Source organism: Paraburkholderia sp. GAS448, from assembly GCF_050435685.1.
GTDB lineage: Bacteria > Pseudomonadota > Gammaproteobacteria > Burkholderiales > Burkholderiaceae > Paraburkholderia.
In genome coordinates this window covers 191028-205427 of the sequence record NZ_JBNDKT010000009.1, presented here as the reverse complement: position 1 = coordinate 205427, position 14400 = coordinate 191028, and the positions used below count along the sequence as shown (strand labels likewise).

Annotated in this window: 10 protein-coding genes; 9 read left to right on the top strand and 1 reads right to left on the bottom strand. The window is 64.0% G+C overall.

What is annotated here, in order from left to right; all coding sequences use genetic code 11:
* Positions 1 to 167: 167 nt before the first annotated feature.
* From P3T23_RS18990 to P3T23_RS18965, 6 genes are all read left to right on the top strand, one after another.
* The gene (locus P3T23_RS18990; RefSeq protein WP_429317690.1) at positions 168 to 4346 is read left to right on the top strand and encodes a YhdP family protein; all 4179 of its coding nucleotides are present in this window, start codon (positions 168 to 170) and stop codon (positions 4344 to 4346) included.
* Between the two features lie 125 nt (positions 4347 to 4471).
* Positions 4472 to 5299 (top strand): carbon-nitrogen hydrolase family protein, encoded by an 828-nt coding sequence (locus P3T23_RS18985; protein WP_429317689.1) that lies wholly within the window; start codon positions 4472 to 4474, stop codon positions 5297 to 5299.
* Positions 5300 to 5442: 143 nt separating this feature from the next.
* A complete protein-coding gene (gene tldD, locus P3T23_RS18980; protein ID WP_429317688.1) occupies positions 5443 to 6909 on the top strand; it encodes a metalloprotease TldD in 1467 nt (488 codons plus the stop codon).
* A 431-nt stretch (positions 6910 to 7340) separates the two neighbouring features.
* A complete protein-coding gene (gene aroG, locus P3T23_RS18975; RefSeq protein WP_429317687.1) occupies positions 7341 to 8414 on the top strand; it encodes a 3-deoxy-7-phosphoheptulonate synthase AroG in 1074 nt (357 codons plus the stop codon).
* Between the two features lie 179 nt (positions 8415 to 8593).
* A complete protein-coding gene (locus tag P3T23_RS18970) occupies positions 8594 to 8938 on the top strand; it encodes a type II toxin-antitoxin system RelE/ParE family toxin (RefSeq protein WP_429317686.1) in 345 nt (114 codons plus the stop codon).
* Entirely contained in the window at positions 8935 to 9267 is a 333-nt protein-coding gene (locus tag P3T23_RS18965) for a helix-turn-helix domain-containing protein (protein WP_429317685.1), read from the top strand. Before P3T23_RS18970 ends, P3T23_RS18965 begins: the two co-directional genes overlap by 4 nt.
* Positions 9268 to 9367: 100 nt before the next feature.
* Here P3T23_RS18965 and P3T23_RS18960 read toward each other — a convergent pair whose 3' ends face one another.
* Positions 9368 to 9922 (bottom strand): cob(I)yrinic acid a,c-diamide adenosyltransferase, encoded by a 555-nt coding sequence (locus P3T23_RS18960; protein ID WP_429317684.1) that lies wholly within the window; start codon positions 9920 to 9922, stop codon positions 9368 to 9370.
* Between the two features lie 166 nt (positions 9923 to 10088).
* Here P3T23_RS18960 and P3T23_RS18955 point away from each other — a divergent pair, with 166 nt between their 5' ends.
* From P3T23_RS18955 to glcE, 3 genes are all read left to right on the top strand, one after another.
* Positions 10089 to 11504 (top strand): FAD-linked oxidase C-terminal domain-containing protein, encoded by a 1416-nt coding sequence (locus P3T23_RS18955; RefSeq protein ID WP_429317683.1) that lies wholly within the window; start codon positions 10089 to 10091, stop codon positions 11502 to 11504.
* Between the two features lie 52 nt (positions 11505 to 11556).
* Complete coding sequence (locus tag P3T23_RS18950) at positions 11557 to 13050, top strand: FAD-linked oxidase C-terminal domain-containing protein (RefSeq protein WP_429317682.1); 1494 nt, start codon at positions 11557 to 11559, stop codon at positions 13048 to 13050.
* A 254-nt stretch (positions 13051 to 13304) separates the two neighbouring features.
* On the top strand, positions 13305 to 14393 hold the full coding sequence (gene glcE, locus P3T23_RS18945) for a glycolate oxidase subunit GlcE (protein ID WP_429317681.1): 1089 nt from the start codon (positions 13305 to 13307) through the stop codon (positions 14391 to 14393).
* Positions 14394 to 14400: the final 7 nt, after the last annotated feature.

Sequence of the window (14400 nt, the reverse complement as noted above, 5' to 3'; positions counted from 1 at the left end):
CACGCGAGGCGCAGGCGAAGCGCGAGTCGTGCGGACATGAGTGCCGAACGTCGCGAGCCACGCTGGCCGGACCTTTCAAAGGATTCAAAGGATGCCCGTAGGCGCTGGCCCGTGTGTTACATTTCGTCGTCAGACAGCAAAACTACCATACGCCCACCCGTCGCAGCATGTCCGAGCGAAACGATTCCGCCGACCCGTCAAAAGCCGGACGCGCCAGGCCCAGTAGCGGGAGCGACCATGCGGTGCTGCGGCACACGTTGCGAGTGGTGCTGGCCCTCGCACTCGTTCTCTACTTCATCGTGGCGGGGCTTTTCCTCGGCTTGCGCTATGTCGTACTGCCACGCGCCGACGCGTTCCGCCCGCGCATCGAAGCCATCGTCTCGGACAAGCTGCACGCGGAACTGAGAATCGGCAGGCTCGCACCGCACTGGACAGGCTTCCAGCCTGGCCTCGACATCACCAATCTCACCATCCGCGACCGCGACGGCAATACCGCGCTGACGATCCCGCACGCCACAGCCACGCTCTCGTGGCGATCGCTCGCGCAACTCGCGCCAGTGCTATCGAGCCTCGTCGTCGACAAGCCGGACCTGCTGGTTGCACGATCGAACGACGGCGCGCTGTCGGTAGCCGGCGTCCAGCTTCCGACCCGGCGCACGGGCAACGCCACGTTCACCACCTGGTTGCTCCAGCAGCAGGCGATCATTCTGCGCGGCGGCACGCTCCGCTGGCGCGACGCGCGGCACAAAGCCCCAGACCTTGCGCTGCAGGACATCCGGCTTGCGATCCTCAACGACGGTTACGAACACCGCTTCGCACTCCAGGCCCCCGCCGAGGGTACGGTGCTGCACGGCCCGCTCGACTTCCGGGCGCACTTCCGTCAAGCGCGGCTGACTTCCGTCGGCAAGCCGGTCAACTGGAAAGGTGAGGCGTATCTGTCCACCGGCCCCGTCGATCTGCCCACGCTGGCGCGCTACATGGATTTCCCGTTCGAAGTCTTCGCGGGCCGCATCGACAATTCGATCTGGATTGAATTCGCGGAAGGTCGCATGACTTCCGCGGACGGGCAGCTTGCGGGCAGCGACATTGCCTTGCGCGTTCGCGCTACGCAACCGAAACTCGACGTGCCAGTCGCGCATTTCACCTGGAAGGTGAATCTGGAGGAGCGCGACTTTAACCTCCAGCTCAGCGACTTCAACGCCGAACTCGGCCAGCCGCCACTCGATGACGGCACGCCGGTCACGCGCAATCTGGCGCTGTCGACGCTAACCGCCCGCTATCGCATCCCGAGCGTGCAGTATGGCCAGCTGATCAGCATCAAGGGCGATCGTGTCGATCTTGGTGTGCTCGCGGAATTCAGCCGCGCGCTACCGCTGCCGGGCAAACTGTTAAGCGAACTCGTGCGTTTCAATCCGCGCGGGCTGGTAGCGAACTATGTGATCGACGTCGAGCGCGAAAAGCCCGAATCCGGCGAGGCCGCTGCCGAGCAGCGTGCGCAGGGTGCCGAACCGATCTTGCGTTACCGGTTCAAGGGCGATCTGCAGGGTATCAGCATCGCGGCCCAGGAACCGCCGCCCGGCCTGACGAAGCTCAACCACCCGCGGGCGGGCGTTCCAGGTGTCGAAAATTTGTGGGGCAAGGTCGACGCCGATGAAAACCATGGCGCGCTGGCGATCAACACGGCCCATGTGGCCGTGACGATGCCGGGTGTATTCGACGATCCGCGCCTCACGTTCGACCGTATGAGCGGACACGTCAGATGGGATATCAAGCCGACCGCACCGGGCGAGCAGCACAAATCCGTTGCGATAACCGTGCCCGACTTCCGTGTCTCCAACGCCGACGCTGCCGCGAAGCTTACCGCGTACTACACGAACCCCGGCCACGGGCGCGGTGCGCTCGAACTGAAGGCCGATTTCGAGCGCGCGGCCGTGCCGCGCATCGTCCGCTACCTGCCGACCAGCATCAGCGAAAAACTACGCATCTATCTGGGACACGGGCTGCAGGCCGGCACGTCGCGTGGCGGGACGATCGAGGTGCATGGCAATCTCGAGAAATTCCCCTATTCGCGCGATCCGACCGCCGGCATCTTCCGCATCGTCGCGCCTTTCAGCAACGCAAGGTTCGACCCGTCGCCGTATCCGCCCAGGACACTCAGGAACGGCACGCCGAACGTCTGGCCGGCGCTCGACAACATCAACGGCACGTTCGAACTGAAGGAGAACGTGCTGCGATTCGACGTCGACCGCGCTCGCTACAAACGTGTCGCGCTAGGGAGGGTGACGGGGAAGATCGACGATCTAGGAACGAAAGCGTCGAGCCTTGTGATCACGGGCAACGGCCGCGGTCCGCTCGCCGACATGCTGGACTACGCGAACAACAGCGCGATCGGCGGCCTCTCGAAACACGCCGCCGAAAAGGTCCGTGCCGAAGGCGGTGCAACGCTGGCCCTCAAGCTCACTGTGCCGCGCACGCCGAAGCCGCATATCGCTGTCGAAGGCGCAGTCGGCTTCCAGAACAACCGGCTGACGATGAATAACGTACCGCCCCTATCGCAGCTCAACGGCCGGGTCCGGTTTACGGAGCACACCGCAGCGACCGACCGGCTGTCGGCCCGCTTTCTCGGCGGCCCGGTGCACGCGAACGGTGGCTTGCGACAGGACGGCACCTATGCATTCGATATCGACGGCCAGATTGCCGTCGAGGCGGCGCGCGGCCTCGACCTGCACGGCCCGGCCGAGCAGGCGCTCACGCACATGAGCGGCAGCGCGCCTTATCAGGTGAGTATGCGCGGTGCCAGAGGCCGCCTGCCCGACGTGACCGCGAATTCCGACCTGACCGGCCTTGCGCTCAATTTTCCCGCCCCCTTTAACAAGCCGCTCGGCAAGAAGATACCCCTGCACTTCGTGTTCCATCCGCCCACCAGCTCTGTCGACGCAGGGCTTCAGCGCGCCGACCTGACTTTCGGACAGGTCAAGGCCGCGTACCTGCTGCGCCATGAACCGAACCAGCCGCTGACCGTCGTGCGGGGCGCAATCGGCGTGAACAAACCGGCTGATCTGCCGTCCGAAGGCGTCACCGCAGCGGTCGACCTCGACGAGTTCGACGCCGACGCGTGGCGCGCGCTTTTTGCCCAGATGCGCAGCGGCAGCAAGGACGCGGTACAGCCCGGCATCCCCAACAAAGTGGCCGCGCAGTTCATGCCGACGCGCTTCGCGGTCCACATCGGCACACTGACGCTGCTCAAGCGCCACTGGGAAAATTTGATCGTCGGGGCATCGACCGAAGATCACAAGTGGCAGGCAAACATCGCATCGAATCAGGTTTCAGGCCATGTATCGTGGCTGCCGGGGGCCACGCCGGACTCGCCGGGCACGCTGCATGCACGCCTCGCGCGCCTCGTGATTCCCTCGGTGCCCCAGAACGACCTGCTCGGCCGGGCGATGTCCGCGCCCGCGAGAAACCTGCCGTCGATCGACCTGATCGTGAACGAGTTTATCGTCCGCGATCACAACTTCGGCCGGCTTGAAGTCGATGCGCACAATTTCGAGGAAGACGGCGTACCCGTCTGGCAACTGGACAAGCTCGACATCACCAATCCGGACGCGTCGCTGATCGCCACGGCGAACTGGCGCACCGAGCGCAGCCTCGGCGCCAATACCGACGAGGTCCCGCCGCACCACACCGAACTCGATTTCGTCCTTCACGTCAACGACGCTGGCGCGTTGCTCGAGCGCGCCGGCCGCCCGCGCGTGCTCAAGGGCGGTTCCGGCGTGCTGTCGGGCAAGCTCGACTGGCGCGGCAGCCCGAACGTGATCGATTTCCCGACGCTGGACGGCAACCTCGCGGTCGACCTGCGTCACGGACAGATCCTGAAAGTCGACCCGGGTCTCGCGAGGCTGCTCGGCGTGCTGAGCCTGCAAAGCCTCGTGCGCTTCGCGACGCTCAATTTCGGCGATGCGATCGGTGAGGGCCTGCCATTCTCGACGGTGACGGGGACCGTAGGCATCGAAAACGGTATCGGTCGCACGGACAACTTCCAGATGATCACGGCGCCTGCCCGCACCCAGATGACAGGCGTCATCGACCTTGCACAGGAGACGCAGGATCTGCACGTCCACATCGTCCCGACGGTAGACCTCGGCGCCGGCGTCGTCGCGGCAGCGATCATCAACCCGCTGTTCGGACTCGGCGCACTGATCGCGGACGTGGCGCTGTATCACTCGGTCAGCAGGGCGTTCACCATGGAGTATGCGATCACCGGCTCCTGGGCGCATCCGCACGTTGAGCGGGTCAACCACGATCGCGGTAATATGAACGCTCCGGCTCCGACGGCCGTCCACTGAGCGCTGATCGGGCCCCTGCTGCACGGGGCTTCTCGCGGTGGACGGGCCCGGTCACAACATAGCCATGGTTTGCAGTCCGCGGCGCGCAGTTCGCGTCGCCTTGCCGGGAGTCTTTCAAAACGCTCATGAGCGACCAATACGCCCCAACATCGACCTGTCGCGTCGCTGCGCTGCAGATGGTCAGCACGCCCGAGCGCGACCGGAACCTTGCCGAGGCCGAACGGCTTATCGCGGAAGCCGCCGCGGATGGCGCGCAACTTGTGCTGCTGCCCGAATATTTCTGCTTCATGGGTTTCAAGGACACCGACAAGCTGACGGTCCGCGAAGCATACGGCGACGGCCCGATCCAGCGTTTTCTGGTGGATGCGGCACGGCGCCACGGCGTCTGGATAATTGGCGGCACGCTACCGCTGACGGCGCCGGAACCTTCGCGCGTGCTGAACACGACACTCGTATTCGACCCGCAGGGCAACGAGGTCGCGCGCTACGACAAGATCCACCTGTTCAGCTTCGAGAAAGGCGACGAATCGTTCGACGAGGCGCGCACGATCCGTCCCGGTGAGGATGTACGCACCTTCGACGCTCCGTTTGGCCGGGTGGGCCTGTCCGTCTGCTACGATCTGCGCTTTCCGGAACTGTACCGGCGCATGGGCGACTGCGCGCTGATCGTGGTGCCGTCCGCCTTCACTTACACAACCGGCCGCGCGCACTGGGAAACGCTGCTGCGCGCGAGAGCGGTCGAAAACCAGTGTTATGTGCTCGCCGCCGCACAGGGCGGCAAGCACGAAAACGGTCGCCGTACATGGGGCCACAGTATGTTGATCGACCCCTGGGGCGAAATTGTCGCGGTACGTGACGAGGGTGCAGGCGTGGTCGCCGGCAATCTCGATCGCACCCGCATCGACGAGGTCCGCCAGAGCCTGCCCGCCTGGCGGCACCGCGTCCTTACCTGAACCTCACCTGACCTTTAGCGGACCTTTAGCTGACCTTGAAAGCGGCGCGCCAAACATCCATCTAGCGACTGTGAAGTGACCCTGACGTGAACCTAAGGCATGCTCCCAACCGAATCCCTCGCATCGAGAAGAACTGACCTCGCATGAATATCATCGAACCCGGTATCCGTAACCTCGCGACCGCCAAGGACGTGCTGCTCACGCCGTATGGCCTCGACGAAGGCGTTTTGACCCGCACGCTCGCGGAAATCTTCACGCATCGCATCGACTACGCCGACCTGTATTTCCAGGCGACGCGCAGCGAAGCGTGGAGCCTCGAGGAAGGCATCGTCAAATCCGGTAGCTTCAGCATCGATCAGGGCGTCGGCGTGCGCGCCGTGTCCGGCGACCGGACGGCGTTCGCCTATTCGGACGACCTGTCGCCCGAAGCGATCCGCCAGGCTGCGATCGCCACCCGCGCGATTGCGAAGGCCGGCGGCGGCAAGCAGAAGGTGAAGGTGGCGTCGTCGCTGACCGGCATCGCCGGGCGCGATCTGTACCTGCCGTCCGACCCGCTGCATTCGCTCGACGCAACCGCCAAGGTCAAGCTGCTCGAACGCATCGAACAGATGGCGCGTGGCCGCGATCCGCGCATCAAGCAGGTGATGGCGGGCCTCGCCGGTGAATATGACGTCGTGCTGGTCGCGCGCAGCGACGGTGCGCTGGCCGCTGACATTCGCCCGCTCGTGCGGGTGTCGGTCACGGTCATCGCCGAACAGAACGGCCGCCGCGAAATCGGCAGCGGCGGCGGCGGCGGACGCTTCGACTACGGCTATTTCACCGACGAAGTGCTGTCGCGCTACGTCGACGACGCCGTGCACGCGGCGCTGGTGAACCTCGACGCGCGCCCGGCGCCGGCGGGCGCCATGACCGTCGTGCTCGGACCGGGCTGGCCGGGCGTGCTGCTGCACGAAGCAATTGGCCACGGCCTCGAGGGCGACTTCAACCGCAAGGGATCGTCGGCGTTTGCCGGCCGTATCGGCGAGCGGGTTGCAGCGAAGGGCGTCACGGTCGTCGACGACGGTACGCTGCCGAATCGCCGCGGCTCGCTCAACATCGACGACGAAGGCAACCCGACCCAGTGCACGACGCTCATCGAGGACGGCATCCTGAAGGGCTACATCCAGGACACGCTGAACGCACGCCTGATGAAGATGCCTGTGACCGGCAACGCGCGCCGCGAGTCGTACGCCGCGCTGCCGATGCCGCGCATGACCAACACCTATATGCTCAACGGCGACAAGGATCCGCAGGAAATCATCGCGTCGGTGAAGAACGGCCTGTATGCGGTGAATTTTGGCGGCGGCCAGGTCGACATCACGAACGGCAAGTTCGTGTTTTCGGCCTCTGAGGCTTACATGATCGAGAACGGCAAGATCAGCTATCCGGTCAAGGGCGCGACGCTGATTGGCAGCGGGCCGGAGTCGCTCAAGTTCGTCAGCATGATCGGCAACGACATGGCGCTGGATACCGGCGTCGGCGTCTGCGGCAAGGAAGGCCAGAGCGTGCCGGTCGGCGTCGGCCAGCCGACGCTGCGCATCGACCGGATGACGGTCGGCGGAACGGTCTGATCGAATGATCACGCACATTTCGTGCAATTTTCGCCAGAAATGTGCGGATTATCCGCATTTTTGGATGTCCCAGCTTGTCACCCGAGCCTGAGCGGGTTATAAAGCCAGTCAACCTTTTTCGATGAGCGACCTTCTTCTCGCCATGTCCGCCACCAGGTTTTACTTTTATTTTTTCTGGCATCTCAGACCGCTGGCGGATCGAGAGGGGTGTTAGTGCACGTAAGACACCGAGAATTCCCGAAAAACCGCCAGCGAGTCTGGCGGTTTTTTTTCGTCGTTCACAACCGCTGTTAGCTGATTTTTGGCCAGTTTCCGCTTTTGCTGTCGGACCCTTTTTTGCATTTTTGAACCGAATTTTGAATTGAGTCCGCTGCGGCCGTCCTGCTTTTGTCCGCGCGAACACGCTACAAACCAGATCCAGGAGAACAACCATGCCCCCGCACAATACTGACGATGTCCGCATTCGCGAATTGAAAGAACTGACGCCGCCCGCGCATCTGATCCGCGAATTCGCGCTCGACGAAAACGTGTCGAACCTGATCTACAACGCACGTCAGGCGATGCACCGGATCCTGCACGGCATGGACGACCGGCTGATCGTGATCGTCGGGCCGTGCTCGATTCACGATACGAAGGCTGCGCTCGAATACGCGGGCCGTCTCGTCGAGCAACGCAAACGCTTCGCGGGCGAGATGGAAATCGTGATGCGCGTGTACTTCGAAAAGCCGCGCACGACGGTGGGCTGGAAGGGTCTCATCAACGACCCGTACATGGACAACAGCTTCAAGATCAACGACGGCCTGCGCACCGCACGCGAACTGCTGCTGCGTATCAACGAACTCGGCCTGCCGGCCGGCACCGAATACCTCGACATGATCAGCCCGCAATACATCGCCGACCTGATCTCGTGGGGCGCAATCGGCGCGCGCACGACCGAGTCGCAGGTGCATCGCGAACTCGCTTCTGGACTTTCCTGCCCGGTCGGCTTCAAGAACGGCACCGACGGCAACGTGAAGATCGCCGTCGACGCGATCAAGGCCGCGTCGCAACCGCACCATTTCCTGTCGGTGACGAAGGGCGGCCATTCGGCGATCGTCTCGACGGCCGGCAACGAGGACTGCCACATCATCCTGCGCGGCGGCAAGACGCCGAACTACGACGCAGACAGCGTCAATGCCGCGTGCGCCGACATCGGCAAGGCGGGGCTCGCCGCGCGTCTGATGATCGACGCAAGCCACGCGAACAGCTCGAAGAAGCACGAGAACCAGATTCCGGTATGCGCGGATATCGGCCGGCAGATCAGCGCGGGCGACGAACGAATTGTCGGCGTGATGGTGGAATCCCATCTCGTCGCGGGGCGCCAGGATCTGCAGGAAGGCTGCGCGCTGACATACGGTCAGAGCATCACGGACGCCTGCATCGGCTGGGACGAAAGCGTCGGCGTACTGGAAGGACTCGCCGAGGCGGTAAGACAGCGCCGTGTCGCACGCGGAAGCGGAAACTGAGCGCGGTCAGCGCCTCATCTGGCAGTGACAGGCCCGGCTCCTCGCCGGGCTTTTTGTTGGCCGGACGGCCGAATTGTTGCCCATGCATCGCCCCTTTATCGTGACTGCCAATGGTCGGATCGGATGTCTCTTGACCGTATCCGGAGTCGCGTATAAACTTTTATACATAGAGGGTGTCCATGGAGCAGGAAAAAGAGATTCGCTGGGTGGGCTCCGCTTATGCCGACCTGCTGGCATTCCCCGATGAACCACGGCGGCAGGCCGGTTTCCAGTTAGGTAAGGTGCAGGCGGGTCTGGATCCAGACGACTGGAAGCCGTTCGATGCGGTAGGTGCAGGCACCCGCGAAATACGCATTCGGGAAAGTGACGGCATTTATCGCGTGATGTACGTAGCGAAATTCGTGAAAGCGGTGTACGTCCTGCATTGCTTCAGGAAAACCACGCAGGCAACCAGCAAACAGGACAGGGATATTGCCGCGGCGCGCTATCGCGCCGTGGCCAACGTTAGAGAGGTACAGCAATGACGATCGACACCAAGGTCCGCCACGTCACGAAGCCAGGTGCAAATCTGTTCCTGGAACTCGGCTTCCCGCCCGACGAGGCAGAGCGTCTCCACGCCGCATCGCAGAAGCAGATCAACGACACCCGGCTGCTGAAAGAACAGTTGATGACCGAGCTGTCGAGCTGGATCGAACAGCATCACCTGAAGCAGGCAGAAGCCGCAGAGATCCTCATGGTCTCGCGGCCACGTGTCTCCGATGTGGTCAACAGGAAGACCGCAAAATTCACCATTGACACCCTCGTGGAAATGATGAGCCGCATCGGCAAGCCGGTCACGCTCGCGGTCGGTTGATTCGCGCGCTGCGGCGAGGCCGATCTGGACTGGGCTAGTACTTTGCTCGCTGCTGGCTCGCCACTACCGCGCGCTTGCCATGCAGTTGCCGCACGCCTGCCTATGTCGCCCCACGGTCGTGCTGCCAAAGCACATCGGTGCCACCATCCACGCGGTTCAGCACGCGAGCCAGCACGAACAGCAGATCTGACAGACGATTCACATACTGACGCGGCGCCGCGTTGACCCTCTCGACCTGGCCAAGCGCGACAATCGATCGTTCAGCACGACGGCACACGGTCCGGCAGACGTGCGCGAGTGCAGCGCTGCGCGACCCGCCGGGCAGGATGAATTCCTTTAGTGGGGGCAAAGTTGCGTTGTAGTCGGCGAGCCAGGTGTCGAGCTGGGCCAGGTGTGTGTCGGCGATCATCGTATGACCGGGTATGCAAAGTTCGCCACCCAGGTCGAACAGGTCATGCTGGATGGCGATCAATGCGTCTCGCACATCGCCCGGCAGCTTTTCGCACAGCAACACGCCGAGGTTCGAGTTCAGCTCGTCAACGTCGCCGATGGCGGCAATCCGCGCGTCGTTCTTGCGTACGCGGCGACCGTCGCCAAGACCCGTGGTGCCGTCGTCGCCGGTGCGAGTGGCGATCTTGCTCAAGCGGTTGCCCATGATGCCTCCTGTCGATGCGCTGCCTGTCTGCAGTCGATGCATTGCGCATACGCATCGTACCGTCGCAGCCATTATAGGTTCCCGGCCAGCGGCCGCGCCCGCCGCAAGGGTATCGGCGTAAAATGAACCAACCAGCACCATAGCTGCCCGCCTTCAGGAGACATGCGTGAATCATCCCGTGCCGCCGGCATCGCTGCGCCGTCCGTTCCCCGCTGAACTGCTTGATTCGCTCAAGGCTGCGTTCGCCGAGCGCGCTTCGATTTCCGACGCCGTGCGTGCCCATCATGGCCGCGACGAATCCCCATTCGATCCGCAGTTGCCCGACGCTGTCGTCTTCGCACACACGACGGACGAAGTGCAGACCATCGTGAAACTGTGCGCCCGGTACAACGTGCCGGTCATCCCCTACGGCAACGGGTCTTCGCTCGAAGGGCATCTGCTGGCGGTGCAGGGTGGCGTGTCGGTCGACCTGTCCGGGATGAATCAGGTGCTGTCGATCAATGCGGAAGATCTGACTGTCACCGTCGAACCCGGCATCTCGCGCAAGCAACTCAATGAAGCGTTACGCGATACGGGCCTCTTCTTTCCGATCGATCCCGGGGCGGATGCGAGCATCGGCGGCATGTCGGCGACGCGAGCGTCGGGCACCAATGCCGTGCGCTACGGCACGATGCGCGAGAATGTCCTGGGGCTGACGGTCGTGCTTGCGGACGGCCGCGTCATCAAGACCGGCACGCGTGCCCGCAAATCCTCGGCGGGCTATGACCTGACACGCCTTTTTGTCGGCTCCGAAGGCACGCTTGGCATCATCACCGAAATCACCGTGCGGCTCTATCCGCAGCCCGAGGCCGTATCGGCGGCGGTGTGCACGTTCCCGTCGATGGGCGACGCGGTGCGCGCCGTCATTGAAACAATCCAGATCGGCGTGCCGATTGCACGCGTCGAGTTCGTCGATTCGCTTGCGATCCGCTCGATCAACCGGCATTCGAATCTGACGCTGCGCGAGGCGCCCACGCTCTTCTTCGAGTTTCACGGCACCGAAGCCGGCGTAAAAGAACAGGCCGAACTCGTACAGGAAATCGCCGCGCAGAACGCCGGCGAAGGCTTCGAATGGGCCACGCGCCTCGAAGACCGCAGCCGCCTGTGGAATGCGCGTCACAGTGCCTACTTCGCGATGCTGCAACTCAAGCCTGGCTGCCGCGCGGTCACGACCGACGTCTGCGTTCCGATCTCACGCCTCGCGGAATGCGTCGTCGAGACCGAGCGCGACCTGAAGGCTTCGCCTCTGCCCTGCCCGATCGTCGGCCACGTCGGCGACGGCAATTTCCACGTAGCGATCCTGATCGACCCGAACAAGCCCGAGGAGCTCGTCGAGGCGGAAAGGCTCAATCACCGGATTGTTGAACGGGCGTTGCGGATGGACGGCACCTGCACGGGCGAGCATGGCGTCGGGCTGCACAAGATGGGTTTCCTGATCGAAGAACACGGAGAAGATACGGTCGATACGATGCGCGCCATCAAGCACGCGCTCGATCCACACAACCTGATGAACCCGGGCAAGATTTTTTCCTGGGCGGCATGACCCGACGGGCGAACCGGCTTCACACGACCGTGCGCCCATTGAAGGAGGAGACATGAACGCACCCGGCGAACTCTCACCCGAAGTGCTCGCGCAACGCCAGCGCGACGTCGTGCAGGCGCTGATGGCCGTGCTGCCGACACATTGCCTGCTGTACCGCGAAGAAGACACTGTCGCCTACGATTGCGACGGCCTCGCCGCATACCGGAGGCTGCCGCTCGCGGTCGTGCTGCCGGAAACCGAGTCGCAGGTGCAGCGGATCGTGCAGATCTGCCACCGGCTCGACGTCCCCATCGTGCCACGCGGTGCGGGCACCGGCCTGTCGGGCGGCGCGCTGCCGATCCGGCACGGGGTCGTGGTATCGCTCGCGCGTTTTCGCAAGATCATCAATGTCGATCCATACGCCCGCACCGCGACGGTCCAGCCCGGCGTGCGCAATCTCGCCATCTCGGAAGCGGCCGCGCCCTACGGGCTGTACTACGCGCCCGACCCGTCGTCGCAGATCGCCTGCACGATCGGCGGCAATGTCTCGGAAAATTCGGGCGGCGTGCACTGCCTGAAGTACGGCCTCACGGTACACAACGTAATGCGCGTGCGCGCCGTCACGATGGAAGGCGAAATCGTCGAATTCGGCTCGCTCGGGCCCGATGCGCCGGGGCTGGATCTGCTGGCTGTGCTGATCGGCAGCGAGGGCATGTTCGCGATCGTCACCGAAGTCACGGTCAAGCTGATCCCGAAGCCGCAAACCGCGCAGGTCATCATGGCCAGTTTCGACGACGTCGTGAAAGGCGGCGATGCAGTCGCCGGCATCATCGCGGCAGGCATCATTCCCGCCGGCCTCGAAATGATGGACAAGCCTGCGACGCGCGCCGTCGAGGAATTCGTCAACGCGGGCTACGACCTCGATGCGGCGGCGATCCTGCTATGCGAATCGGATGGCACGCCTGAGGAAGTCGCTGAAGAAATCGTCCGCATGACTGCGGTCCTGCGTGAATGCGGCGCAACGCGAATCCAGATTTCCCGCACGGAAAACGAGCGGCTCAAGTTCTGGTCGGGTCGCAAAAACGCATTTCCAGCTGCCGGGCGCATCTCACCGGACTATTACTGCATGGACGGCACTGTGCCGCGCCGCTCAATCGGCCCGCTTCTCGCACGGATAGAAGAGATGGAGCGCAAGTACGGGCTGCGCTGCATCAACGTCTTCCACGCCGGCGACGGCAACATGCACCCGCTGATCCTCTTCAACGGCAACGATCTGGACGAATGGCACCGCGCGGAGGCGTTCGGCTCGGACATTCTCGAGACCTGTGTCGAGCTGGGCGGCACGATCACGGGCGAACACGGCGTCGGCATCGAGAAGATCAATTCGATGTGCGTGCAGTTCTCACCGGAGGAGCGCGACACGTTCCACGCGGTGAAGCGCGCGTTCGATCCACCCGGCCTCCTGAACCCGGACAAGGGCATCCCGACGCGCGCCCGCTGTGCCGAGTACGGCAAGATGCACGTGCGCGGCGGCTTGCTGCCCCACCCGGAACTGGAGCGCTTCTAGCGCCCGCGGCGGTTTGCAGGAAACGCTGTGGTGAGGGTTTCCGCGAGTCCTTTCGTGGGCTCGCGCCAACCCATACGCGCCGGTTCCGCGCCATACAACCGGCCCGACCGACGCGGCCTGCGCCGTCGTGCCGGCAGCCCCACACGCGTCACCTCTGCCGTTCCGTCGCCTGATTACCCGATGCGGGTCCGCTCCGGCTTGCCAGACCGGCCCCGCCCGGTACAATCGAACGAAACACAACGAAGCAGGACGCCATGGAAGAGGACGACATCGTCGCCGTCTGGTCCGAACGGATCCGTTCGGCCAGCGACGAAGGACGCGCGCTGCGCATTCGCGGCGGGGGCACCAAAGACTGGTACGGGCAGACCCTGGAAGGCGATATCCTCGACACGCGCGCGCATCGCGGCATCATTGCGTACGATCCGGCCGAACTGGTCATAACCGCGCGCGCGGGCACGCCGCTCCTCGAGATCGAAGCCGCGCTCGCCGAGCATCATCAGATGCTCGCGTTCGAACCGCCGCACTTCGGCCCACAGGCCACGCTTGGCGGCTGCATCGCGGCAGGCATCGCGGGGCCGCGCCGGCCGACTGCGGGCGCCGCGCGCGACTTCGTGCTTGGCGCGGTCATCATGAATGGTCAGGGCCAGGTGCTGCGCTTCGGCGGGCAGGTCGTGAAGAACGTCGCGGGCTACGACGTCGCGCGGCTGATGGCCGGCTCGCTCGGCACGCTTGGTCTGATCCTTGAACTGTCGGTGAAGGTGTTGCCTCGCCCGGTTGCCGAAGCTACGCTCAAGTTCGACATGAACGGCACGGACGCCGTCCGCAAGCTCAACGAATGGGGCGGGCATCCGTTACCCATCACCGCAAGCGCCTGGCGCCACGGTACCCTGGCGCTGCGGCTGGGCGGCGCCGAAGCGGCGGTCAAGTCGGCACGGTCGGCGCTCGGCGGTGAAGTGGTCGACGCGGTCGAGGCGGAGCGCTTCTGGGCCGGCCTGCGCGAACAGACCGATCCGTTTTTCGCGGCGATCGCGCCGAAAGCCGCGTTATGGCGGCTCGCACTGCCCTCCATCACCGAGCCGTTGCAGTTGCCCGGCGCACAACTGATGGAATGGGGCGGCTCACAACGCTGGTGGATCACCGACGCTGATGCGCAGACAGTGCGCATCAGCGCCAAACAGGCAGGCGGCCACGCGACGATCTTCCGCGCCGGCCACGGCTTCGATCGCAGCGCGGGCGTATTTACCCCGCTGCCTGCTCCGCTGATGAAAATCCACCGCGGCCTGAAGACCGCCTTCGACCCCGCCCGCATCTTCAATCGCGGCCGGCTCTACCCCGACTTCTGAGCGACGC